The 24,121-nt window shown below is 46.1% G+C and carries 27 protein-coding genes; 9 read left to right on the top strand and 18 right to left on the bottom strand.

The features are described 5' to 3' along the window. Both QUB26_RS12175 and QUB26_RS31980 read right to left on the bottom strand, forming a co-directional pair. A partial coding sequence (locus tag QUB26_RS12175) for a DUF4347 domain-containing protein (protein WP_333318179.1) occupies positions 1-1,129 on the bottom strand: 1,129 nt, incomplete at its 3' end. Between the two features lie 162 nt (positions 1,130-1,291). Beyond that, on the bottom strand, positions 1,292-1,432 hold the full coding sequence (locus QUB26_RS31980; protein WP_445299371.1) for a helix-turn-helix domain-containing protein: 141 nt from the start codon (positions 1,430-1,432) through the stop codon (positions 1,292-1,294). 227 nt (positions 1,433-1,659) lie between these two features. Here QUB26_RS31980 and QUB26_RS12180 point away from each other — a divergent pair, with 227 nt between their 5' ends. Both QUB26_RS12180 and QUB26_RS12185 read left to right on the top strand, forming a co-directional pair. Next, positions 1,660-2,301, top strand: a complete 642-nt coding sequence (locus tag QUB26_RS12180; RefSeq protein WP_015174045.1) for an LON peptidase substrate-binding domain-containing protein — start codon at positions 1,660-1,662, stop codon at positions 2,299-2,301. Between the two features lie 208 nt (positions 2,302-2,509). Then, positions 2,510-3,448, top strand: coding sequence for a PspA/IM30 family protein (locus QUB26_RS12185; RefSeq protein WP_333318181.1), 939 nt, complete (start codon positions 2,510-2,512; stop codon positions 3,446-3,448). A gap of 33 nt (positions 3,449-3,481) precedes the next feature. Here QUB26_RS12185 and QUB26_RS12190 read toward each other — a convergent pair whose 3' ends face one another. Then, entirely contained in the window at positions 3,482-4,123 is a 642-nt protein-coding gene (locus QUB26_RS12190) for a pentapeptide repeat-containing protein (protein ID WP_333237225.1), read from the bottom strand. 34 nt (positions 4,124-4,157) lie between these two features. Then, positions 4,158-5,105: a prephenate dehydratase gene (gene pheA, locus QUB26_RS12195; protein ID WP_333237222.1), complete on the bottom strand. Its 948-nt coding sequence runs from the start codon at positions 5,103-5,105 to the stop codon at positions 4,158-4,160. 208 nt (positions 5,106-5,313) lie between these two features. On the opposite strand from pheA, the gene QUB26_RS12200 reads away from it, so the two are divergent. Continuing rightward, positions 5,314-5,892, top strand: a complete 579-nt coding sequence (locus tag QUB26_RS12200) for a DUF1997 domain-containing protein (protein WP_333237219.1) — start codon at positions 5,314-5,316, stop codon at positions 5,890-5,892. 141 nt (positions 5,893-6,033) lie between these two features. On the opposite strand, the gene QUB26_RS12205 is transcribed toward QUB26_RS12200, so the two are convergent. From QUB26_RS12205 to pgl, 6 genes are all read right to left on the bottom strand, one after another. Beyond that, the gene (locus QUB26_RS12205) at positions 6,034-6,414 is read right to left on the bottom strand and encodes an FHA domain-containing protein (protein WP_445299602.1); all 381 of its coding nucleotides are present in this window, start codon (positions 6,412-6,414) and stop codon (positions 6,034-6,036) included. A 68-nt stretch (positions 6,415-6,482) separates the two neighbouring features. Continuing rightward, on the bottom strand, positions 6,483-7,055 hold the full coding sequence (locus tag QUB26_RS12210) for a hypothetical protein (RefSeq protein ID WP_333237215.1): 573 nt from the start codon (positions 7,053-7,055) through the stop codon (positions 6,483-6,485). A 284-nt stretch (positions 7,056-7,339) separates the two neighbouring features. Beyond that, positions 7,340-8,077: a PRC-barrel domain-containing protein gene (locus QUB26_RS12215; RefSeq protein ID WP_333226425.1), complete on the bottom strand. Its 738-nt coding sequence runs from the start codon at positions 8,075-8,077 to the stop codon at positions 7,340-7,342. A 55-nt stretch (positions 8,078-8,132) separates the two neighbouring features. Further along, the gene (locus QUB26_RS12220) at positions 8,133-8,624 is read right to left on the bottom strand and encodes an FHA domain-containing protein (protein WP_333153305.1); all 492 of its coding nucleotides are present in this window, start codon (positions 8,622-8,624) and stop codon (positions 8,133-8,135) included. A gap of 82 nt (positions 8,625-8,706) precedes the next feature. Then, the gene (locus QUB26_RS12225; protein WP_333237212.1) at positions 8,707-9,498 is read right to left on the bottom strand and encodes an FHA domain-containing protein; all 792 of its coding nucleotides are present in this window, start codon (positions 9,496-9,498) and stop codon (positions 8,707-8,709) included. 204 nt (positions 9,499-9,702) lie between these two features. Continuing rightward, entirely contained in the window at positions 9,703-10,422 is a 720-nt protein-coding gene (gene pgl, locus QUB26_RS12230) for a 6-phosphogluconolactonase (protein WP_333237210.1), read from the bottom strand. A gap of 463 nt (positions 10,423-10,885) precedes the next feature. Here pgl and QUB26_RS12235 point away from each other — a divergent pair, with 463 nt between their 5' ends. Beyond that, positions 10,886-12,253 carry a hypothetical protein gene (locus tag QUB26_RS12235; protein ID WP_333318183.1) on the top strand — a complete coding sequence of 456 codons (1,368 nt, stop codon included), beginning with the start codon at positions 10,886-10,888 and terminating at the stop codon, positions 12,251-12,253. A 72-nt stretch (positions 12,254-12,325) separates the two neighbouring features. On the opposite strand, the gene QUB26_RS12240 is transcribed toward QUB26_RS12235, so the two are convergent. From QUB26_RS12240 to QUB26_RS12260, 5 genes are all read right to left on the bottom strand, one after another. Continuing rightward, positions 12,326-13,492 (bottom strand): LptF/LptG family permease, encoded by a 1,167-nt coding sequence (locus QUB26_RS12240; protein WP_333264167.1) that lies wholly within the window; start codon positions 13,490-13,492, stop codon positions 12,326-12,328. A 170-nt stretch (positions 13,493-13,662) separates the two neighbouring features. Next, the gene (gene lptB, locus QUB26_RS12245; RefSeq protein ID WP_333237204.1) at positions 13,663-14,391 is read right to left on the bottom strand and encodes an LPS export ABC transporter ATP-binding protein; all 729 of its coding nucleotides are present in this window, start codon (positions 14,389-14,391) and stop codon (positions 13,663-13,665) included. Between the two features lie 173 nt (positions 14,392-14,564). After that, the gene (locus QUB26_RS12250; protein WP_333237202.1) at positions 14,565-15,035 is read right to left on the bottom strand and encodes an LptA/OstA family protein; all 471 of its coding nucleotides are present in this window, start codon (positions 15,033-15,035) and stop codon (positions 14,565-14,567) included. Positions 15,036-15,349: 314 nt separating this feature from the next. After that, positions 15,350-15,757 (bottom strand): DUF309 domain-containing protein, encoded by a 408-nt coding sequence (locus QUB26_RS12255; RefSeq protein ID WP_333237200.1) that lies wholly within the window; start codon positions 15,755-15,757, stop codon positions 15,350-15,352. 147 nt (positions 15,758-15,904) lie between these two features. Beyond that, the gene (locus QUB26_RS12260; RefSeq protein WP_172186333.1) at positions 15,905-16,267 is read right to left on the bottom strand and encodes a ferredoxin-thioredoxin reductase catalytic domain-containing protein; all 363 of its coding nucleotides are present in this window, start codon (positions 16,265-16,267) and stop codon (positions 15,905-15,907) included. 311 nt (positions 16,268-16,578) lie between these two features. Between QUB26_RS12260 and QUB26_RS12265 the strand changes: the two genes are divergently transcribed. From QUB26_RS12265 to cas6, 3 genes are all read left to right on the top strand, one after another. Next, complete coding sequence (locus QUB26_RS12265) at positions 16,579-16,797, top strand: hypothetical protein (protein ID WP_333237198.1); 219 nt, start codon at positions 16,579-16,581, stop codon at positions 16,795-16,797. Between the two features lie 122 nt (positions 16,798-16,919). After that, positions 16,920-17,075: a hypothetical protein gene (locus QUB26_RS12270; RefSeq protein ID WP_333237196.1), complete on the top strand. Its 156-nt coding sequence runs from the start codon at positions 16,920-16,922 to the stop codon at positions 17,073-17,075. A gap of 15 nt (positions 17,076-17,090) precedes the next feature. After that, positions 17,091-17,858: a CRISPR system precrRNA processing endoribonuclease RAMP protein Cas6 gene (gene cas6 / locus QUB26_RS12275; RefSeq protein ID WP_333302430.1), complete on the top strand. Its 768-nt coding sequence runs from the start codon at positions 17,091-17,093 to the stop codon at positions 17,856-17,858. Between the two features lie 173 nt (positions 17,859-18,031). Here cas6 and QUB26_RS12280 read toward each other — a convergent pair whose 3' ends face one another. Together QUB26_RS12280 and QUB26_RS12285 are read right to left on the bottom strand one after the other, a co-directional pair. Further along, positions 18,032-19,468 carry a DUF2079 domain-containing protein gene (locus tag QUB26_RS12280; RefSeq protein ID WP_333237194.1) on the bottom strand — a complete coding sequence of 479 codons (1,437 nt, stop codon included), beginning with the start codon at positions 19,466-19,468 and terminating at the stop codon, positions 18,032-18,034. 8 nt (positions 19,469-19,476) lie between these two features. Continuing rightward, on the bottom strand, positions 19,477-21,060 hold the full coding sequence (locus QUB26_RS12285; RefSeq protein ID WP_333237192.1) for a DUF2079 domain-containing protein: 1,584 nt from the start codon (positions 21,058-21,060) through the stop codon (positions 19,477-19,479). 127 nt (positions 21,061-21,187) lie between these two features. Between QUB26_RS12285 and dxr the strand changes: the two genes are divergently transcribed. Continuing rightward, positions 21,188-22,378 carry a 1-deoxy-D-xylulose-5-phosphate reductoisomerase gene (gene dxr, locus QUB26_RS12290; RefSeq protein ID WP_333237190.1) on the top strand — a complete coding sequence of 397 codons (1,191 nt, stop codon included), beginning with the start codon at positions 21,188-21,190 and terminating at the stop codon, positions 22,376-22,378. 358 nt (positions 22,379-22,736) lie between these two features. Here dxr and QUB26_RS12295 read toward each other — a convergent pair whose 3' ends face one another. Beyond that, a complete protein-coding gene (locus tag QUB26_RS12295; RefSeq protein ID WP_333237187.1) occupies positions 22,737-23,249 on the bottom strand; it encodes a phosphoribosyltransferase family protein in 513 nt (170 codons plus the stop codon). A 54-nt stretch (positions 23,250-23,303) separates the two neighbouring features. Between QUB26_RS12295 and QUB26_RS12300 the strand changes: the two genes are divergently transcribed. Next, entirely contained in the window at positions 23,304-24,053 is a 750-nt protein-coding gene (locus QUB26_RS12300) for a pentapeptide repeat-containing protein (RefSeq protein WP_333056487.1), read from the top strand. Positions 24,054-24,121 lie beyond the last annotated feature (68 nt).

A 24,121-nucleotide genomic window follows, 5' to 3' on the forward strand; every position in this document is an offset into this window, starting at 1 on the left:
CAGTTTTCAATAGATCAGCTAAAGAAATATCTCCGGTATAGGCTACTTTTAACTCTTGACCTTTTTGATAATCAAATGTTACGGTTTTTCCGCTGATTGCTCCTGAGAACTTATAAGCGGAAGGGGACTTGCTGCTGTCCACTGTCAAGCTAGGAGCGGTTATAGAGCCGGTTAATAGCGCGCTGCCTTGGGTGTCGGTCACGCCAACAGTTTTCAATAGATCAGCTAAAGAAATATCTCCGGTATAGGCTACTTTTAACTCTTGACCTTTTTGATAATCAAATTTTACGGTTTTTTCGCTGATTGCTCCAGAGAAGGTATAAGTGGGGTTGTCGGTGTTTAAAGCGCCTATGGTTAAGCTGGGATTGTTGATTGATCCGGTTAATATCGGACTTGCTGTAGTGGTAGAAACTCCCACAGATTTCAATATATCTGCTAGAGAGCCAGCACCGTTATAAGTGGCTGTAATTGAATCGGCTTTAATCTCAAAAGTTAATGGCTTTAAAGTATCGAGGATATCTTGGAGGGCTTTTTTTGCGGTGGCAGATATGCTAACTTTGGCATCTGCTAAACTTTTTTCTACTTCTGACAAAGAAGAAGAGAGCAATAATACAGAAGCATAATTTGCCATCACTTCTGGAGTAAACGCAGAGGCAAACTTGCCTTCTCCTAGAGCGACTTCTAACTCCCAGTCACCGCCCAATGCAGCATTCCCAGTTAAGTTCGCTGAGGCCGCAATATTTGCGCCAATCAAAGTCCGTAATTTGGCGATAAATTCTGTACCTGCATCTCCTGCGGCGACTTGACAGCCATAAAGAAACAAGCTCGATGATGCTCTTTCATCCGCTACAAACCACTGTTTCAGTTGTTGGGCATACTTGCTCAGAGTATTTAGGCTGAGTTGGGCATTTCCCAAATACACGCAACCGGGCGCACCGTGGGAAACAATATGCACTCCCGAAATAGCGTGGCGATTTGCAAGTTCTTCAGTAATTTGGCTAATGCCATCTTTTGTAGCGTCAAGAATAATTACTTCTGTTCCTGCTTCTACTCCTGCTGCCAATGTTTGATAATCGGCAATTTTAGCATCGATGAAAAGAATCGCCTTTTGGATGTTGGAATTAATCATGTTAATCAGGGGTTCGTGTTTTTTTGGGTGATTTGTAAATTGAGAAAAATCAAACTTGCACTCGGTTCTGATTTTTTTTTATTAGAAATAATTAAGTTGTTCCGTCACAACTAACCTGAACCGTTCCAACCACTTCTGCCCCTGATCTCCTAACTGCTTGGTCTACGGCTCGATTTTCTGCATCGCCCGCGAGGAAGGCGTGGCCAGTCCGTTCTCCCAATGGTTCAGGTTAGAGAACACCACACCAAGACGTGCGGGAAACTGCTCTTGAGTCAGTCCCGTTTGTTGTCTCACGTCGCGCATAAAATCTGCCGATATAAAGTTGCTTTTTTACGAGTAATCGTTTATAAGCGACACAAAATCTACTCTTTCATTGTTGAGACCGTAGTACGGTGATCGTAATCACTCCGATCTGTGATAGCGATCGCCCGCGTCGCATTTCCCCCGATCGCCCCTCACCCCGCCCGGAATTGCCTTTAATCAGTTAAAGTAAGAAAAATAAGCGCAAGTACCGTCACCTTTGAGCGACAATGGCATCCTCTTCCTCTGTAGCAGTTCGCGAACTCCCCTTATTTCCGTTGCCGGAAGTGGTTCTATTTCCAGGTAGACCGCTGCCGCTGCAAATCTTCGAGTTTCGCTATCGAATCATGATGAATACGATTCTGGAAGGCGATCGGCGTTTCGGTGTGCTCATGTGGGACCCCAACCAAAACAAAGTCTCTGCCGTTGGCTGTTGCGCCGAAGTGATTCACTGTCAGCGCCTCCCCGACGATCGCATGAAAATTATGACTCTCGGCCAGCAGCGGTTCCGAGTCCTCGACGCCGTTCGGGAAAAACCCTATTTAGTCGGTCTAGTAGAATGGATCGAAGACGCACCGCCACAACAAGACCTCAGACCTTTGGGAAAAGATGTCGAACAACTGCTGAGAGATGTAGTTCGCCTCTCCAGCAAATTGATGGATCAGCCGATCGACCTGCCCGAAGACATTCCCAGTTTGCCTACAGAATTGTCCTACTGGGTAGCCAGCTACCTTTACGGCGCAGCGACAGAACAGCAAACTCTTTTAGAATTGCAAGATACTGCTGCGAGATTGGAACGCGAAACCGAAATTTTGACTTCTACTCGCAATCACTTGGCAGCGAGGACTGTACTTAAAGATACGCTCAAGTAGCCAATTTGCCTAGGAAAAAGCACGATCGGTTTGACCTGCACTGAAGAAAGAATTACACACAAATCATTCGATTTTTGATTTTTGATTTTCGATTGACTGATGGACGAAGGGTTCGGATCGCGGGCTTACAGTTCCATTCTTTTTGGGAACTGCTATCTGTTTAATTCTTAACTTCAAACAGGTTCGGATAGGTTCCTTATAGCAGTAAATGCTTGTGTTAGAAAATCACGACCAACCGAAACCATACGATGCAGTTAGAGGCGGTCAACTGCCACCTCCTGTGGGGGGTGTAGTGCTCGGCGGGCTAGCAGGAGTTAAACATCGGCTGTCTAGTTCTGTCAACGAACATCGAATCGCCGCCCTGAGAGAGACATTGAATTACGGCGATGCCGGCTTAAAAATAGTCATCAAGATTTGTCAAAGCGAAACAGGGCCAGTGCAGCGGGCGGCCTGCGATTTGCTGCGACAAAGGCTAAGTGCGATCGCCCGCGAAAAATTACAGGCCTTTGTAGCTTCAAGTTCAGATTCAGAAGCTGAGGTAGACAGCACGGAAAAAATATTAAAGCACTCATCCGGTGCAGTCTCCGAAAAAAATTACGATCGGCAAATGTCCGAAGCACTGTTAATATTTGAGACAATTACGCAGCAAATGCAACCAAATTTGTTGCTATTAGAAGCACTGGTAGCCTCTGTTGAACGGGAAGAATTTACCACCGAACTGATGAATCTTTGGGAACTATTAATCTTAGAAATTCAGGAACCTCTCAAAGAGTTGCGTCAGGCTGTTGGCAGTGCGATTTCCGCCCAACTGCGGATTCAGTGGCTGTACAATCAAGCTGAATCTCAAGCCCACCAGTTGCAGCAGCGAGCTTTGCTAGCTCTTCAGACACAGGATAAGAATTCAATCCGCCTCGCCGTGGTTCGCCAGCAGGTTCAAGTCGATCAGGCGGCAGAACTAAAAATTGACTTAGACTACCAAACTGTGCGAGTAGAAACTCTCAATCGCAACTTGCTGGCTTTGGAAAGTAAGATTGCTCAAGCTAATTCCAAGAAAGAGATCCTCAAGATGCAGCTTCATTTTGCTAAGGTACAGCAGCAAATAGACTTCACTTTCAGCCAAGTCAATAGTATATTTTTTAGTCCTTAATTGTCGGATTCTTCTGTTATATATTCCGTGAGTTCAAACTTGTCTGACGCAAAAATGTATTGCCCCACTTAAATTTGCCTCATCTAGCTTAGCTCCCTCCAGATTAGCACCGCATAAAAATGCCCCGCTCAAATTAGCACCGCTCAAATCAGCTTCTCTCAAATCTGCGCCCTCCAGGTTACTTTCACATAAAAAAGCATTTCTCAAGTTCGCTTTTCTGAGACTCGCTCCCCGCAGTTTAGCATCGCTTAAATTTGCTTCTTCGAGGTTTGTATTGTCCAAGCAAGCATCTAGGAGGTTTGCTTCCATCAAGTTGGCGTTTTCCAAGTTTGCTCCGCTCAAATTAACACCAATCATTTTGGTGTCGCTCAAGTTGGCGTTTTCCAAGTTTGCTTCAATCAGGTCAGCTCCTGTTAATCTTGCGAAAGTTAGATCTGCTCTGCTTAGGTTAGCCCCATTTAGGCTGGTCATCACTAGGCAAGCATTCTTTAGCTTGGCAGCTATTAAGTTTGCCCCCCTTAAGTTCGCCAAAGCAAAATTGATTTCCTTCAGATTTGCACAGGCTAGATTAATATGAATTAGGAAAGCTTCTCGCAAAAAAGCCTCTTTCAAGTTGGTTTCATGAAAATTTCTTTCTCCGGCTGCGTATCGCTTGAGAAGTTCATCAGCATTCATCTCGCCAGCCTCCTAAGTTTTACTTAAAAATAAATTATACTACTGACAGTACATTGTAGCAACCAAATATTTTTAAAGTTTCGGTGTGATTTTTTAATTCTTCGAGTGCCGATCGAACAAATGCTTCGCAGGCGTTAGCCTCAACGTCCATAAAGAAAATATATTCTCCGAGCGATCTTTTAGTCGGTCTAGATTCAATCCGACTTAAATTAATACCGCGACTGGCAAATACTTGCAAAGGTTTTACCAGTGCTCCCGGCATATTGGCAGGTACGCTGAAAGCTAGTGAGGTATGGGTGCAATTAGACGATGAAGCATCGAGGATCAACTTAGAAGCAGATTGTGTAATGGATTTAAGGGATGAGTGCTCCCCTGGTTCTACGTTGGCGATTTCTCCACCACTCCTGCTGAGTACCCAAAATCGAGTGTAATTATCGGGATAATCATTAATGGGGTGAGCTAACACTGGCAAATGGTAAAGTTCAGCAGCTCTTGGCGAAGATATCGCTGCTACATTTGTATCTTCCAGATATTGCAATGCTTCCGTGGTAGAATTCGCCGGAATTAATTGAGCTGAGGGAATAAACTGCCCCAACCATATCTGACACTGAGCTAGCGCTTGCGGATGAGAGTAAACTTTTTTAATCTCGTTAAAATTTTTGGCATTAGACACCAGCGCGTGGGAAATTGGCAAAACTAAGGCGTGTTTAATGCGGAGTTGATCGAGTCGCCACAGTGTATCTAAGGTGACAGTCACGCTGCCTTCGATCGAATTTTCGACGGGCACAACTGAATAATCAACCTGCCCTACGGCAGATGCCTCTAGCGCTTGAGAAATGGTGGAATAAGGACACAGGGTGCATTCCAAGTTAGTTTCCAGGCTCAACCAATTGACATAAGCTAGAGCCGCTGTTTCTGCATTTGTACCAACAGGGCCGAGATGTGCGATCCTCTTCGAGGGCTTCGCTAACGAAATTTTCATTTACAGGCAATTTTAGGTTACAAATGTTTGCTTTACTCTCATCAGCTAGGAAGTATGATGAAAAATTAGCGATGTCCCGAAAGCTTTTATCAGTGATTTCTCGGATGACATTGCTGGGTACACGACTTAGGACGCGACTTATGTCACCTAAAAAAAGGTGATAGTTTATTAAGATATGCTTAGGAATCCTATATTTTGATATTTTCTCATGTATACCCGCTTTAATTCTTCCCAATCCGTTGAGATCGCCGTACCAGAGGAACGAGTTCCCATTCAACATTATCTGCGTCAGCCGAGGCGACTGGTGAACGCCCTTGTCGATCAAAGTCGCACACAACAGCTAAGCGAGGACTGTTTCCGCCTAAAAATGCGACCGTTACAATTTATGATGCTGAGCATTCAACCCACAGTAGACATGAGGGTGTGGGCCCAGTCGGATGGCACAATCAATTTGGAGTCCGTCGCCTGCGAAATTCGTGGCGTGGGTTATATAAACGATCGCTTTGCTCTCAATCTCAAAGGAAAGCTTTGTGTGCACCAAAGCAGCGGGGTAGCATACTTGAGGGGAAAAGCGGATTTGGAAGTGCAAGTAGAATTACCGCCGCCGTTTTGGCTGACGCCCAAACCCATTTTAGAAGCAACGGGGAATGCTTTGCTCAAGAGTGTACTGCTGAGCGTCAAACAGCGGTTGATGCACCAGTTGCTCTTAGATTACCGCCGCTGGGCAAGCAGCGAAAGTGAGCTAAGATCGATCGAGATCCCCCCTATCTTATCTTTAGAAGGCTGAAATCCTACTAAAGAAGCTGTTAATTAATGTATAGGGATATTTAGGCACAAATCAGGCAACTTACCACCGTATTACTTAGACGCTCGATTTGGGCATCGGGATATTTGTCGGAACGAGCCAGCAGGGATAGATAGCTGCCGGTCAGTCAAGATCGATTTGAGTGATCCCTCCAAGTTCATCGTCTTCGATGATTCCCACGCCCCCCGGCAAAGGAGTTGACTTGTCTTTTGAAACTTCGTCCTTTTGGCGAAATTCGCGCTGCGGTGGCTTGATTATTTTGCCCGGTTGATTCGTTGCGGCCACCCGAATCCTGATTTTTGGCCCAGAATTGCCCAAGCGAATTGTCATCCCGTCCACAACGGACACCTGAGCGATCGGTCTATCATCTACATAAGTGCCGTTAGCACCAAAATTAATAATTTCCCAGCCATTAGCGTGATTCCACAGTTCTACGTGGTGGCGGGAAACTACAGCGCTGTAAATAATTACATCATTGTCGTTCGATCGACCGATCCGAACCACTGGTTCTGATTCAAAACACCAACTTTGAACTGGGACAGACTGGATAGGATGTAAAAGAGTTAAGGTAATCACTGATGTTTTGACACTCCACCGCCAGACAGCAACGGGGATACTTCCAGAGAGATTTTTTGGGAGAAAACTGCAAAAAATTTGCTTTTTAAAGGCGTCGTCAGTGGGCCACTATTCCCCCTATCTGCCCTAAAAGTCGAACTTTTGGCTGCTTGAGGTATTTGAAGCAACTTTTGAGGGTTAGCTTTTGGCGCAGGGGCAAATTTTTGCGGTACTCGGTAACAACCAAACACGATGTGATAAATCGGGTGAACTTCCCAGTGATGGACAACGGTTTTAACCGCTTGATTAATTTGGTCTGTGAGGGAGCGATTCTGCCGATGGGTGAGTCGCTCAATTCGATCGGCTAAATAATCCTTTTGCCGCTGATGAACCAGAGAATTTAACTCAGACCCGTGCTGGTTGCACCGCTGATTCGTGTTCTCGGTCGGGCGACAGTCACTGCTCAACGACTTGCTGTTTATAAAGAAAGAAGTTAACCAATTATTAATCCTGGGGTCTCTAGATAAAATACTTGTGGATTGTATCTGAGATATTGCACCATTCTCAATTACTTGTTTAGGGAGCGGCATCTTGCCTGTTTCACAAGAAAATTCACTCTTTGTGGAACAGGCAAGATGCCTGTTCTTGAGAATAGTGCAAGATGTGAGTTGTATCAAACAGCATAGGTCATTTTGAGTTGCTAACATTTTCCTTATTGATGCAATACCTTTAAAATACAATGCTTTGAGCAGCACTGGAATTTTGAGCGACAACGCATCAATCTCTCATAGCGAAAATACCGATCGACCTTCCTCGCGCGCGGCCCCCAAATGCGATCGGCAATTAGTCCCCCAGCGAGCGGGAAGGCCAAACTTCAGCTCAAATCTGACTCAGGCGGCTCCGGATTCGGATCTGGCGGGACAGATTCTTGCCTTTGTCGCTTCAACTCTGCAACTTTTTCTTGAGCTACATCCCTGACTTCGAGAGCTTTATCTTGGAATTTTTCCGCCAGACTTTGAGCGCCCCGCTTCACACCTGCCACATTTTTGAGAGTTCTGTCGAAATCTTCATGTAAAAACTCTGCTACCAGACCGACTTTTTTGTGCAGTCCCTCCGCGTACTGCACTGGCTCCGATACAGCAGCTTCAGAGACGATCGCCCGCTTGCTGCCGATGGTCGAAATAGCTGCCACAGGTAACAAGTAAATGTCGTCTAAAACACCGCGCCAGCCGCTCGATTTAAATAGGTAGTTGGTGACTGAACCCGTGCGGACATCAAATAGGTAGTCAACCACTGCACCTGCCTTATTTCCAGCGTCCGTGAGCACCTCAAGCCCGATCGGACAAACAGCTTGTTCCGGCTGATGCAATTCCGGCAGTTCCGGGTTAATGGTGACAAAAACATTTTCCCCCACCGTATCAACTTGCGCCCAAGCGAACCAAGTTTTTTTGCTCCCCAAAAGTCCCGACTTGCAAGTAAAGCCGATCGCCCGTTGGGAGTGAGCATCGAGCCAAACCCGATCTACCCTGCCGACCTCTTCCGCCGTTCTGCGGTCGATGGTGCGGCGGCCCTGCAGTTCACTGCGCCTAACAATCTGTGGTGATGTACTCATAAATAAACTCCTGAGTGCCGCCTTTGAAAAATGTCGATCGTCCAAAGAAGCCGATTTAATATTCTTCTTCCGAATAATGGCGATTATTATCTGCCTGGGTTAACTCGTCCTCTTCCCTGGAAGTGCCAACTTCTTTGTGGTCGGGAACAGGAATCGTGCTCATGTGCACGCCGGCCGAGGGAGCGTGAATTTCCTTAGCCTCCCTGGGCTTGACGCTAAGAAGTCCTAACTGGACGGAGGATTGATTCGGGCCTACGTTGATTTGAATTTTCGGCCCAGAGCGGGCCAAGTGAACGATCAGACCGTCCACAATGGGAACCTTAGCGATCGGCTTACCATCGAGGTAAGTGCCGTTGGTACCTAAATTGATCAGTTCCCAAGTTATGCCGCTGCGCCGCAATTCGATGTGGCGACGAGAAACCACAGCGCTAAAAAGAACGACGTGGTTTTCTGTCGAGCGCCCGATCCGCACGACCTGCTCGTCTTCAAAGATCCAACTGCGGACGGGTATAGACTGGAGTGGATGTAGCAAGGTCAGCTTAATCACATTGGCAGCATTGAGTTTTGGTAGAGCGCCTCAAGATGCGATTTTAGATTTTAGACTTTCGATCGCCCAATCCAAACTCGCTCTAAGAGATTTGAAATAAAAACGTAACCAGGTCTCCTTTGCCCAGAGAGATGCGGTCTCCCGGTCGCAACCGGTGGCGGTTTCCCTTGGGTAGCGGAGTATTGTTGACGTAAGTGCCGTTGGAACTGCCTACATCTTCTAGGTAGCAAGCATCTCCCTCCACCCGGAGATTTGCGTGTACCCGAGAAACTATCTCAGAATTAGCAAATCCCGAAACATCAATATCCGGCGGCACTAAGTCATTTGGCTTGCCTATGTGAACCACAGCCAGACTGTGAGGCAATTCCATCGGCGTATTTGTCTGAACGTGTAGCAGGCGCGCCGACTGCTGTTGCAGTTGAGTTTTAGCTACACCTGCTGGCTGCTGGCCCGGAACCGGAGGAGAGATAGTTACTGGTGTTGCCACCGATTCAGTTGTAACAGGAACCGAGGGCGAAGGCGGGGGATCTGGAATCGTCGGAATGCTGGCAGGAGTTTTTTCCAAGTTAAGCCCCTTATTCAGGGTAACTAGAGGTTCCATTGCCATCAGGGGATCGGGTGGCACTAAATCCGGCGCCGGTGAGGATACCACTGTGGGGCCTACAGGCGAGGGGGACGTTACTGTCACCTCAACTTCTGGAACTATGGAACCCGGACGCAAGTTAAAGCCACACTGACCGCAAAATGCTGCGTCTGTCTGAACTGCTGCACCGCAGTTCGAGCAACTTGCGGTAGCAGGTAAAGGCGTGTAGCAAGCCTCACACTGGCTGGCCCCGTCGGGGTTCTGGTGATTGCAATTGGGACAGACAATCATCGATTTCTCCTTGCTATCGGCCAGATTTTCAAATCAGCCTCATAAAAATACTCGTGTATATGGTCAAATTTTAACTTTAACCGCCACAATTCTTATATTGCTTCTAATACTAGCAACTGAGCTGACGCCGTGACGTTAGCTGTGATGGGCAAGATTGAGTTAGTGATAATGCTGACTGTGCTGGCACGCTGGCTGCTCTGTCGGCTATTTTACTGCTTCGCCAGCCGCCGCATCGAGCAGCCACCAAAGTTCGCCTTCTGGTTGAACGAGTCTGGCTGGATAGGTCATTTCGTCGGCTGCGGGGGCAAAAATTTGAGCTAGGGCGGGTTGTTTGCTGGCTCCTGCGACCATGAAGATGACGCACCGGGCCCGGTTGATTAAGGGGACTGTAAAGGTAATGCGGGGTTGACCGTCTTTGTTGCCGACAGTTACTAGGGCATCCCGGACTTCCAAGGCTGCTGTGCCGGGAAATAGAGAGGCTGTGTGGGCGTCGTCTCCTATGCCCAATAAAATGATGTCGAAGGCAGGAAACTCGCCGTCGGATACTTTGAAGAACTGCTGTAATTCGGTTTGGTGCGCCTCCGCGTCGGCTGCGGGGTCGCCGGCGCCTGTGGGCATGGGGTGGATGTTGCTGGCGGGGATATTCACTCGATCGAGCCACGCGAGGCGCGCCATTTTTTGATTGCTGTCTGGGTGTTCTGGGGGAACGTAGCGTTCGTCGCCCCAGAAAACGTGAATTTTGTCCCAAGCCAGGTCTTGGGCTGCGATCGCTCTGTAGAGTGGTTCCGGTGTGCTTCCGCCCGCTGCGGCGATCGTACAAAGTCCGCGTTCTGCTATGGCTTCTGAGATTTTCGACAGCACAATATCGAGCGATCGATCTATTAGTTGTTCCCGATTTGCTAATACTTCAACTACTTTTTTCATTAATTTCCTCTCAACTTTACTTGGGTGTTGTTCTCACCAATTGCCAATTTTACCTTGACATTTTGGTTTGAGGTCGATCGGCTGACAGACCCGGCTGGCAGGACACAGCATCCCATAAAATTTTATCATCTTATGCCCCTTGATTTAAGGAAAGCCAGACATATTTCTACCAGTGCTTTATGGATTTTCACCGGTTGCATTGAGCTTTCGCAACTTTCAATCAAAAGTTCGATCGTACTCCGAGCATCTGGGCAGAAAGTAAAAAGCGTTTTTTGGGACTCCGATCCGTCCCGCACAGCAAAGTCTATAAATATAGCGAGCCGGACGATCGCACACCGACAGTAAAAGCCAAACCGAGATGATCCCGATCGCACTTACCCCGGTCTAGCAAAAATAATCAAGATTGATGTGGTAGACTAGGAAAAATAGTTTTAAATCCGCACGATCGGAAGGAAGCAAAACTATGTCAATTTTTAAGCGATTTCCTACATCAGTCCGCTATCTAATAGCGCGGTTGCGCCACTGGACGCAACCGGCGGTTTGGGCTCCGTTAGCCGTGCTGTGTGCGGGAGGGTTATTTATCTGGGAGGTCTCTGTAAATCCAGAAAGGTTGAGCATAGATGGCGAAGAAGAAGTAGCCACAAACAATCCAGCTTCGCTATCGGGACTATCTGCTGAAGATACCGCCATTGCGGCTGAAATCGACAGCTCACCAGTGCTAGTCAATCAGTTTAATGGCTCTACTGCTTCTGAACTGAACTTGTTAAATTCATCAGTAGTAAAAAGCAAAGGTTTATTCGAGGAACTTCGAGATCGGGACTTAGAAACTCCTCAGCCATCTTCAGCACCCAAGCAGGTAGGAAGCAGCGGATTTTTCTCCTTGCCAAATTTAGCAAATCCTGCTGTCGAGGCCGGAAACAATAACCCCCAAAATTCCAGCTTGCCAAGTTCAAACGCAACATCAGCGTTGAGTTTATCTAGCAGCGAGAGACTAACTTCCGGGATAAAAACGATTAAGCCTGAGTCTGGGGGTACAGCGACAGCAACTTTATCCGAGGCGTCGAGTGATGCTAATTCAGCTAAACAAAACGAAAATTCTCTGCCTTTGAGTCCGCTGCAAGCAGCTATGAAAAAATACGTCGTTGCTAACACTTCGGCAACGGCGGCTTCAGGTGAGAAAACTGCAGACGAGGCTACATTGCTCGATCGACCGGCTTCCGATCCGGCAGCAGGAAATGCGACAAATTTGCTCCCAACGACCGCTACAGCTCAAAGTGGAGCCAATCCTGTGAATGTTCCCACAGCACTTCCCCCCCTTGTGACTCCGACAAATACTGTAAGCAAGGAATCTCAAGAATTCTTAAAACCGACAGCTACAGTCGCTGAATCATTGGCGGGGTTAAATTCCAGAGTGCCGAACCTCCCCGAAATTAATGCAGGGGCTGCACCGGTGGCTTTGCCGAAAAATCCCTACCAAACTGATTTATCTGGTTCCGGCTTCGCAACTGAAGTTCAACCTGTGGCACTTCCAGTAGCCATACCTTCGCCAACACCTCTACTTCCGAATGTCAGTCCATCTCCCTTTCCGAATGGGATTGGGGGAAGCAAGATAATTAGCCCTCAATTCTCTCCCAATTCAGCGAATTCTCAATTTCAAACACCTCCACCGAGTCAGCTTAATTTACCACAGCAGCCTAACTTTGGAGTTGTTCCCCAAAATACCAATCAGGGCGTGCAGCCCATTCAACCTCAAACTTTTGCTACACCAGGCTCCCTGGATCCGGGACGCTACATTGGCGGTGGCGAAATCAATACTTTTTCTAATCCTTAAATGATGGAAGTTCGGCCACAAAAACGATATTATCAATTCCCAATTCCCAATTCCCAATGTTATTGGTAAAACTTACCTAGCGGCAGCCCGCACCAACAACAATCCCCCGATTCCCAAACCAAACACGATGGGCAGCCAAGCCGAAAGAATCGGAGTCAAAACAGCTTTCACACCCATAGAACTGGTGATGAAAGAAAATACGTAGTAAGTAAAAATCACAACTACGCTAATACCAAAACTCGTTCCTCGACCGGAGCGGCGCGGTTGAGTTCCCAAAGCGGCTCCCACTAAACCAAATACCATGCACACGAAAGGAAAAGCATATTTTTCTTGAATTCGCACCTTTAATTTGCGAATTTGCGGTTCGTCGCCACTGTTTTTAAGGATATCCAAACGCTCTAAAGCTTGGGCAATGTTCATTTCCTTGAAATCCCGCGCTCTCGCAGCTAAATCTAAGGGCGTGCGGGGCAGTTGCAACTGCTGGTGTTGAAACCTAACTATATTGCGGTAAGAGCCATCAGGAGCTACTATATAAGCGGTTCCGTTGAAAAAATCCCAGGTATTTTCTGAGGCATTCCAAGTAGCGGATTCTGAAGAAACGATTTGATTGAGACCTGGGGTGGAGCGATCGATAATTGTTAAACCTTTCATTTGCTGGCCGTCAAATTGTTCTGCATAAAAAAAGCGGGCCAGGATTTCGTCGCCGCCTTTTTCTGGTTTGCGAAATTCTGTGTAGATAATATTTCTATCTTGAAATATGGGTTTTTCTCGCTTCAGGGCTCTGTCTAAAGTCAGAGTTGCTCTGTAGCTGGCGGCGGGTACAACTAACTCTTGCAAACCAAAGGTTAATCCTGCAACAATTAAACTCATTATCACAGCAGGCAGTATCAATCGGTAAACGCTAACTCCGCAACTGCGGAGGGCGATGAGTTCGCTGTCGCTGGACATTCGGCTGTAAGCCATTAAGGTTGCTAGCAGCATTGACATGGGGAAAGCCAATACTACGAAGTAGGGAATTTGCAGGAGAAAAATTTCTATGGCTGCGCCGTAGGGGAGGCCGGATTCTGCTACTCTGCGGACTAATTCAAATAAGGCTCCAACTGTGACGGCGACGGATGTAAAGAGTCCGACGCCAAATAAAAATGGGCCGATTAGTTCTTTGGTAATGTACCAGTCCATTACTGAAATTCTCGGCAGCCAGTTGATGGGATTCAAAGAATTGGATATTGCTATTTTCATAGTTTGGCGATGAATGCAGTTGGCTCCTCAATCTAAAATTGAAATTTCTGTATTGTGTTTTTATAGGGGGGATGGCGGGTTTATAGATATCTGGGCTGGGATATTTATATTTAGGCGAACCCGCCCCTACGGAATCTATCCGGCGCCCCCTTTGCAGTTTCTATAAAAAACTATCGCACGAAGTTGTCACCTAAGTAATACTGTCGCACTAAAGGATTGCTGTAGAGTTCTTCTTCAGCCCCGGAGGCTAAAATTTGGCCGTCTCGCATGATGTAGGCTCGATCGGTAATTTCGAGGGTTTCTCGGACGTTGTGATCTGTGATGAGGATGCCGATTTTACGATCGCGCAGTTTAGCAATAATGGTTTGAATTTCGTCTACTGCGATCGGATCGACGCCTGCAAACGGTTCGTCTAAAAATAGAAACATGGGCCCGTCTCGCCCTGCGGCTAATGCTCTGGCTAGTTCAGTCCGCCGCCTTTCTCCCCCTGATATTTGAATTCCCAAACTGGATGCTATTTTTTCTAAGCGAAATTCTTGCAATAGGAAATCGACTCGCTCGCGCCATTCCCAGCGCGGCACTTGAGTTTGTTCTAGCACTAACAAAATGTTGTCGCGCACCGTCATGTTTCGGAAAATGCTTGCTTCTTGAGCGAGATAGCCAATTCCCAAATGCGCTCGCTGGTGCATCGCCAATTTAGTGATGTCTAAATCGTTTAGCCAAACGGTGCCTTGATTTGGTTTTTCTAATCCGGTTGCTATGTAAAATGTTGTGGTTTTTCCGGCACCGTTGGGGCCTAGCAGTCCTACGATTTCTCCTTGGGCTACTGACAGGTTGACGCGACTAACTACATTGCGTTTTCCGTAGGACTTGTGAATATTTTCGAGTACAATTTTCATTTTCGCTCCCGGCAACCTCTACAAGCTCAATTTCAGACTGCAGCTTTGTGCGATCGAGTCTCTAATTTAAATTTTACCTTTTCAAGTTTGTGAGTTTTATAAAGACGAAATTTCGCATCTATCCCAAGTAGTATGTTTTGGCTGAGGCGAAATTTCGCTGCTGCGAGCCACTGTTACCGGGGGGCTGTAGTTGGACGTGGGGAGCCAACTGTATTTTGGGCTGCCGCATCTTGTTCGGGGGCAACCAGATAAACAGATTCTACCTGTCCTGGCTTGTCTGGGAGCGCAATAAACCGCCCCTCGTCAATCAAGTATGTGATGGTTTCGCCGCGCAGGCTGTTTCCCTGCTGCAATACATAAACGTCGCCGCTGAGAATGATCCGGCGCTCGCGACTGAAATATTGAGCTTGAGCTGCGGTTGCTTGTATTTGGCGGGCGGGATAGTTGATTTGGACGTTGCCGCGGGCAGTCACGATGCCGGTTTTGGAGTCGGCTTCTTGAATGTCCGATCGCACACTGAGAGTGCGGGGAGGGCCGGCTTGCGGGTAGGTGGGAGAGGCGATCGCGCCTGCCAGAGTGAGGGGCAACAGCAGCGATAATCCTTTGAATATTCGGGAATTGAGTAGTTTAGCGGAGGACATCATAAGCTTGGAGTCTCAATATTTGTGAAATTGCTGAAGGGCATTATCTCCAGTTAGATATTTTATCTTAACGGTCAGAAAGATTCCCGTGAGGTCGATCGATTGACCCGATAGTCTCAACCAATTATCCTAGCAAGACAACAGCGAATTTAATTGGCTATTTTGCTCAGTGGCTGCAACTGTCTTAACCGGGAACGGGCAAGATGCTCCTTCCACAGCAAATAAATCTGCTTGTGCAGCGGGCAAGAAAGCCAGCCCTCCTCTGTGTAGAGGCCAAGTATACTGCACCCTAATACAAACATTTATTTAACTTTTATTTAACTTTTTGGTACTTTGATAATTCGCGGCAATTGCAAGCCTGCAACTTCTGTACCTGCGAATAAAGGTAAAAAATCAGCAACTGTTTCCGGGCCAGCTTGTTGCAAAGCGCTCAAAAGTTTAGCACTTTGTCCGAGCAAGTCTTCAACAGCAATTCCAGCATAACTAGGCTGATAATAACTGAGCCGATTTATTCCTTCTCCCAGCAAGATTACTGCACCGCGCCAGTTTTGATTTCCTAAGTGATAAAGCGCGACCGCAATTTGCAATATTCCCTGATAAAACCTTTTTTCCGGCTCGCCTGCTTCCATCCACAAAGCCTCTAGTGTATCGTGACAAGCATAAAATTCTTGGCTGTTAAACTGTTCGATACCTTGCCAAAAGTCGATCGGCATTTCCTCTGTCATTCGATTGGAGATAGGGGATTTTCGATGGCGGATGTGTGTTTGAGTAGGCGGCGATCGATTGTTTTTTAATAGCTAAGTCTTAAAAACAAGAAAAATTTCGACTTATTTTCAAAACTACTGCCATTTCACGACCGCCTACTTAACTAATTACATAGTATCTCTGACAGCTTGAATCTGATCCATTCCTATTTCCTGATTAGTTCCAGCGAAATCGTTATCTGGCGTCAGAAATAACATACAGTGACACTCTTTGCGCTCGCGCATGGGAATGCAGGGACAGTTCCAGTAGGCGGCTTTTACTTCGGCTTCTTTATCTTCGTAATGGCGACAAGGGCATAAGGGAGCGCCTAGTTCATCCTTGTGTTTTGCTAGTCCTTCTATCACGACAGCAGTGACGGAAGGTTCGGAACAAAAGTAAGTTCCCGTGCGCTTGGCGTAGGTTTCGGAGAAATTCTTCATTGCCTCCAAAGTTTTTTCGTTGGATAGTTTAGATTTTTCTGTTGTGTTCATAGTTTAGGATCGGAGTTGAGGATGCTACGAGCTTTTGACAATTGTAGCGCAGAATGTGATTTTAAACACTGGTATATTTCTGTTTAGTTACAAGGAAGAAAACCTTGACAAAGATTGAGTTTTAGGTTGTTGGTTTTTTAGTGGTTTTTGTCTATCCCGGAGGGTGGGGGAAACTGGCGGGAGAGCGAGTTTTTGGAGCTACCAAAAGATTTGGGCGATCGATCGCCCTTAACTATCATCCCCCAAAGGGGATAAAAATCGGCTAAGATAGCACGGCGCTCTTTCTGTGACGGCTATAGGCACGGCATCTGATGGCAACTTCCCCGAACCGCACCGGCACAGGCGATCGAATATCTCCTGCTTCTGGGCTGATTTGGCCGGCTGACACCGAGTTAGTCGCATTAGTGCTTGAATTGACTCCCGGCGCTGCTAGCTATCTGTACGCGCAGTATGCTATAGGTTTGCACGCTTGGTTTTTAGGTCAAGTACACCAAACTGACCCGGATTTATCGCAACTTTTGCGCGATTAACAGTCAATCGATTTTAGATTTTAGATTTTAGATTTTAGATTTTAGAGGCTACCCCACGGATAAATGCTCTTTCTTGAGGATTTTCGATTTTCGATTTGGGATTGATTCCACGGATAAATCACGTGGCGGGTATCACCTTTGAAATTCGCTTGTCAGAAAAAGCCTTTACTCTTTCGGGATTGGAAGGTGATTTGCTCCTCGGCGGCAAAGAATTTCAGCTTTTGGGCGATCGAATTTATCGCTGGTACGTAACAGGACTTTCAAAGCCCGTAGTGTAGTGGCTGAGTCAGTGGCTGCAAAATTTGCCCCAAGAGATAGATTTGCGAAATGCTCCGCTGCTAATTCGCTCTTGGGATATTGCTTTTGCTCCCACAATTTACCAGCAGTTATTAACAGCAGAACCCGCATTGTCGCCAACCATCAAACTTAGTTTTGTGACTCCTACAAGCTTTCGTAGCAAAGGCCATCACTTCCCTCTGCCAGTTCCCGAAAATGTTTTTCACAGCTATTTACGCCGCTGGAATAACTTTTCGGGGGTAAATTTTGACCAAGCAGAATTTTTGAATTGGATTGATGAAAATGCAATTATTAGCCGCCACAAATTGGAGTCGCAAAAGGTAGCCGCGGGCAAAAAAGGCATGGTAACGGGATTCACGGGGGCTGTGGAATTTGCGCTAGGGCGATCGGCTCACAATCGTCCTGATTTTGTACAATTATTTTATGCTTTGGGGCGGTTAGCGCCTTACTGCGGCACGGGCCACAAAACAACTTTTGGATTGGGACAAACGCGATCGCAATGGTTGACAGAAGCGCTCCCTGAAGTGTCGATACAAAGCATATTGGCGGCGCGAATAGATGAATTGACACAGAAGTTTATGGCGCACAGAAAGCGTACAGGTGGAAGTCGCGCTGCTGAGATTGCTGAAACTTGGGCGACGATTTTGGCGCGCCGGGAATTGGGGGAATCTTTGTTTGATATTGCTGCTGATTTGGAAATGCCTTATGAAACTGTGAAAACTTACGTGAAGTTGGCAAGAAGGGCTTTGAAAGTGGAGGATTAGAGGGCATTGGGCATTGGGCATTGGGCATTGGGCATTACTGGTTCCCAGGCTCTGCCTGGTAACACAGATCCGGAGGCTCCGCCTCCAATTTTCCTCCGCAAGCGAGGCAGAGCCTCTAGACATCGATTCCCAGGCTCTGCCTGGGAACCAGTTAAATGACTGATGACTGATGACTAATGACTCTTAGTAAATAGATATATGTCGTCTCGCTGATATTTTAGTTGAAATTGTGGGGTGTTTTTTAGTTGAGTTATTAGGTTTTTAACAAATTCTCGATCGCTCATCCAGCCAGGATATCTGAGGTTCAGCAATACATAATCAAATTCTGCGAGATTTGCAGGTGGCGCGTTAGCCTGAGTTAATTTTACCACAGGGCGGTGCGCTAAGTGCGGAGCAATCTGAGCATTTGTTAAAACACTGCCTTTGGTTTCCACAATAGAAATTGCCTCTTTGGTAGCCGGCAAAGTGTCGATCCCCTTTAAATAAATAGTCCAAAAATAGCCGTATTTCGCTAAAGCTAAGAAAGCAATCAACGACCAAATTACAATGACTCTAGGCAAGGGATAATTAGGAAGTGGCAATCTCTCAAATATTGTTTTTCCCTTTTGCTGATTGGTAGCTGCCAAACTGGAAATTACGGCTACCAACAAAAACGGCAATATCGGCACAGAATATTGATGAATTAAATCCCGCTGAGCGGGGATATCGGAAAGAATATTCATCGCCAACATCGGCACAGCACTAATTAAAGATGACAGATGACGCGGGGACAGCCACCAAATTATAGGTAATAGCAATAACGCTAAATATCCAAAAGTATCTAAAGAAAACAAACGCCCTAAAACTAGATTTGGTTTCACTATTAAATTAATAGCAATTTCAAAAACAGAGTTTCCCAAATATTGATATCGCCCGATACCCGCGTGTTCTCTTCCCTGATTAAAATACGGTATAACTGCCTGAGTAACTACCAGAAACCAACCCGCGCCTAGAAAGAGAGCTATGAGCCCACAATTGCGTTTTTTGTCAAAACACAACAGCCACAAACCCATCGCAGCCACAGTTAAAGATAGCACGGCTTTGCAGCTCAAAACTAATACAATAGCAGCACAAAACCACAAGGTTTTATTCAGCCTCGCGGCTAAGATTGCTGCTAGCAATGCTGGTAAAGCAATTACTTCTGGGTGGAAGTCGAAGAGGTTGACATTAAATACTGCGGGATAAAGCAGATATACGGCTGAAATTGCAATTGCTTTTTGTTCGTTTAATCCGGCTTGACGTGCCAAACTCCAACTCGGCCAAGCGCCTAAAGCTAGGGAAACAGCTTGTACTAAAAAAAGCCAGTGAACATCTGGATATATTTTGTAAAGTAAAGCTAGTGGATAGAAAATAAAAGCGGCGTGGTCGCCCCAAATATTGATTGCCATTAAAGAGGAAAATGGCGTTTGATTTTGGGAGATTAAATAAATTGCTTGGTCAAAAATTGCTAAGTCGAATGCAGTTGACTGAAACAAAGCGTGCCGCGCGCTGCTGGCGGTAAATAAGACTATCGTTGTCACGACAATCATTAAAAATACTGGATGAGTTTTTAGGAATTTTAAAGTTAGCATTTTATTGTTTAATCAGCGATTCGTTTAAATAGCATAACTTCGTTTTTTTGATAAGTTAATTTAAAATCGGGAGACTTTTTCAGTTGATTTGCTAAGGTATCACCAAGTTTTTCAGTATCAGGCCAGGGATGGCGCAGGTTTAATAATATGTATTGAAATTCAGCTAAATTTGTTTGGGGCGAAATTTGTGACAGCAATTTTACTATTGGGCGGTGGGCAAAGTGAGGGGCAAGTCTATTATCGGTTAAAATACTGCTTTGCGGTTGAACTTGTGCGACTGCTTCGCGTGTAGCTTGCCAGGTATCTAGTCTATTTAGGTACAGATAAAAATCTTTATATTCGCCCACACCCAGGAAAATTAGTAATGACCAAATTATCATGATTCTCGGCAATTGAATTCCCCGCCAAAGTTTAGAAATTCGGAAGTTTTTAATTTGTGGCAGATTCACCCCTGTTAAAAACTGTTGCTTATTTGCTTGATCTTCTTCCTTGTTGCCTTTTATTTCTTCCCTCTTCCTGGTTTCTTCCTTCGCGATTACTGCTAAAAATAAAAAGGGAATTACAGGTACTGAATACTGATAGGCTAAGCTGCGTTGAAATGACAAGTCAGAGAGGATATTGATCAGCAGGGTAGGGATGGCAGGAATTAGCGCTGTTAAATATTTTAGGCGTAGTTTGCCGGAAAATGGCAATAGCAGCCAAATCACAGGTAAGGTGAGGAGAAATAAATATTTGAATGTATCGAAGGAAACGATTTTTCCTAATACTAACTGTGGTTTTAATATGAGATTGATGATAATTTCTAGTACGGATTTGCCTAAATAGCTGTAGCGCCCGACTCCAGCGACTTCGCTGCCGCTAAAGAAGGGGATGATTTTCTGGGAAGCTATCAAAAACCAAGCTGCACCAAGCAAAAGTGCGATCGCCCCGTAACGTTGCTTTTTTTCGCAAAAAAACAGCCATAAACCCATAGCAGCAACGGTTATGGACAAAACCGCCTTGCAACTGAGAACTAACACAATAGCGGTACAAAACCACACAATTTTATTTAAACGCGCTGCCCAAATTGCGGCCAAAAGTGCGGGTAAAGCGATTACTTCCGGGTGAAAATCAAATAAATTGATGTTAAATACCACCGGATAGAGCAAATAAATCAATGCGATCGCACGGGATTGTTCTTGATTCAAACCTGCCAAACGCGCTAAACTCCAGGTAGGCCAAGCGCCTAGGGATAATGCAACTGCTTGTACCAACAGCAGCCAATGCACATCCGGGTAAATTTTGTACAGCAAAGCTAGCGGATAATAGATTACCGCTGCGTGATCGCCCAAAATATGAATCCCCATTAAAGAAGAAAAAGGCGTTTGGTTTTGGCTGATTAAGTAAATTGCTTGGTCAAAAATTCCCAAATCGAAAGCAGTTGATTGGAATAAAGCGTGGCGTAAACTGCTACACAACAAGAAAATTGCCGCAGCAGTCGCGATCGCCCAAACCAAACTCGACGGTAGCTGCGATCGACCTTCTTCTATATTTTCGGCGATCGAGACACTGATGTCCTCACGGTCATCAGCCAAATTTTCCCTATTCTGCATGAAATCTGGCACTAGGTGGTCACTCAAAATATGATTCCATCGAATGTGCTTTCCACGCAATAGTTAACCACTAATTTTTATCCCCGCAATCGTAATATTAGAATAATCCACAAAACATTAAACAATTGTGAAAGCAATAACTCTTCTCGGCTCCACAGGCTCCATCGGCACTCAGACTCTGGATATTGTAGCTCAATACCCCGATCAATTTCGGATTGTCGGGTTAACCGCCGGACGAAATGTAACGTTGCTGGCCCAGCAAATTCGCCAGTTTCGACCGGAAATTGTCGCGGTTTGCGACGAAGATAAATTACAGGAATTGAAGGAGGCGATCGCAGACATCGACCCTCAACCTATTTTACTTGCTGGCGAGTCAGGCGTTGTCGAAGTTGCCCAATACGGTGACGCTCAAGCCGTCGTCACTGGCATAGTTGGCTGTGCCGGTTTGCTGCCAACAATTGCGGCTATCAAAGCAGGCAAAGATATCGCCTTAGCCAATAAAGAAACATTAATCGCAGGGGGCCCCGTTGTCAACCCCTTAATCGAAAAATACGGCGTTAAAATATTACCTGCTGACTCGGAACATTCGGCAATTTTTCAGTGCCTCCAAGGTGTTATGGTTGGCGGGTTGCGGCGAATTATTCTCACTGCTTCGGGGGGTTCTTTTCGAGATTTGCCGATCGACAAATTAGCAGGAGTAACAGTAGCCGATGCTTTGAAACATCCGAATTGGTCGATGGGGCAGAAAATCACGATCGATTCTGCTACTTTGATGAATAAAGGATTAGAAGTCATCGAGGCTCATTACTTATTCGGAATGGATTATGACGACATTGATATTGTCATCCATCCTCAGAGCATAATTCACTCGTTAATTGAGTTGCAAGATACCTCGGTTTTGGCGCAATTGGGATGGCCGGATATGCGTTTGCCGCTGCTTTACGCTTTGTCTTGGCCGGAGCGAATTCATACAGATTGGGAACGGCTCGATTTGGTAAAAGCTGGGGATTTAACTTTCCGAGAACCCGACCACGAAAAGTATCCTTGTATGCAGTTGGCTTATGCGGCAGGACGTGCGGGCGGTTCGATGCCGGCGGTGCTGAATGCGGCAAACGAACAGGCAGTAGCGCTATTTTTGGAGGAGAAGATTCAGTTTTTGGATATTCCGAAGTTGATTGAGAAGGCGTGCGATAAACATCAAACCGATAACTGTGAAAGTCCTGGTTTAGACGATATTTTGGCGGCAGATAGGTGGGCGCGGCAGGAAGTTTTGGCAGATAGTATGGAATTGGGCGATCGGATTCTTTCGGTTCGCTAATTGTATCAGCAGACTTGCACTTACCCACAAGCCCTAGGAGTGAATAAATTCCCCGTCTCATAGAAGACAGTCGGTTGAAACTTATATCTTGCACCATTCTCAATAAGCCTTTTAGGAACAGGCAAGATGCCTGTTCCACAAGAAAATTCACTCTTTGTGGAACAGGCATCTTGCCTGTTGCTGATACTGGTGCAATATCAGAGTTGAAACAGACTGCCGAACCTTGATAAATATCCAGTCCTCTTCAGAGGACTTTAGCTATGAGACAGGGGTTTCAACCCCTGACGGACTATGCCAAAAAGTGCAAAATATCGGCAAAACCATATTAAAGCTTGACCTGATTTTAGTTTTTTATTGACTAACTCCCAACTTGTGCCGCAAAATCAGCCGCACTCATCTTTTCGTACATTTCAAAAGGTTGGTGAATCCAAGGATTGTCCGCCAAATAATCTACATAATAATCCGGCTTTGCAACAGAACAAGCCTTGTACCAGAGTACAGCAGTCCGAATTTCCTGAATATCCTCGCCGTAGCGACTCTTCAGCCAAGCGATACCTTGCTCTAAACTAATTCCCGAATCCACCAAATCGTCAATCAGGAGAATGCGGCTGCCCAAATTATCGCCCACCATTGTCAAATCGCGCGCAAACTCGATCGCGCCCCGGACATTTCCCTCAGCCCCACTGTATGACGAGGCCGCTAAAATCGCCAATGGCTTGTCGAAAAGTCGCGACAGAGTATCTCCAACCCGCAGCCCTCCCCTCGCCAGACAGACAATGCGATCGAATTTCCACTGAGATTCCTCAATTTTTACAGCCAAATCCTCAATTTTCCGATGGTACTCAGCCCAAGAAACGTAAAGGTCACTCATTCCTAATATTATTTAAATATCAAAGGTATTATTAAATATTTTGGGGAAAATGACATGGATGCAGATGAACTTCTCAGACGGTATGCAGCCGGAGAACGGGTTTTTCACAAAGTAGACCTGAGCGGTGCCAATATGTCAAGGACAAATTTGCGCGATATTGACCTGAGTCACGCTAATTTAAAAGGTGCAAATTCGATCGGTCTCACCCTCTACAGAGCCAATCTGTATCAAGCAGATATCAGCCAAGCCAACCTCTCCCAAGCCAACCTCATGTCCGCTAATTTTGGCGAATGCGAGGCGGTGGGAGCGAACTTGAGCGGCGCCATCTTGCGGAGTGTCGTCTTCAGTGGAGCCGATTTAACGGGGGCGAGTCTCAGGGGTGCAGACATGAGAGATGCAAACCTTCAGGGGGCAATTTTGATTCAAGTTTATGCAGTTAACGCTAACTTGCAAGGTGCCAACTTGACAGAAGTAAAGCTTTGCGGAATCAACCTGAGCAAAGCAAATTTAACCGATGCAAACTTAACACAAGCTGACCTCAGCCGTGCTAACCTAACTCAAGCAAATCTGAGTTGGGCTAATTTGACGGAAGCAAATCTGGAAAAAGCTGATTTGAAGGGAGCCGATTTGAGTGGAGCTAACTTGAGCTGTGCAAATCTCCATCAAGCAGATTTGAGCGGAGTTTCCCTTAAGGGAGCAAATCTCCGGGGAGCAAACTTGCATCAAGCTTCTTTGCGTGGGACTAATTTGGATGAAGCGAATCTGAGAGAGGCCATGATGCCTGACGGCACAATCTGTGACTAAATAAGCTGAGAAAATAGAAGTTAAAACGGCAGGGTGCCTATGGCGCACCCTACATTTAGGCTAATGCC

This window comes from Microcoleus sp. B4-C1 (genome assembly GCF_036705285.1).
GTDB lineage: Bacteria > Cyanobacteriota > Cyanobacteriia > Cyanobacteriales > Microcoleaceae > Microcoleus.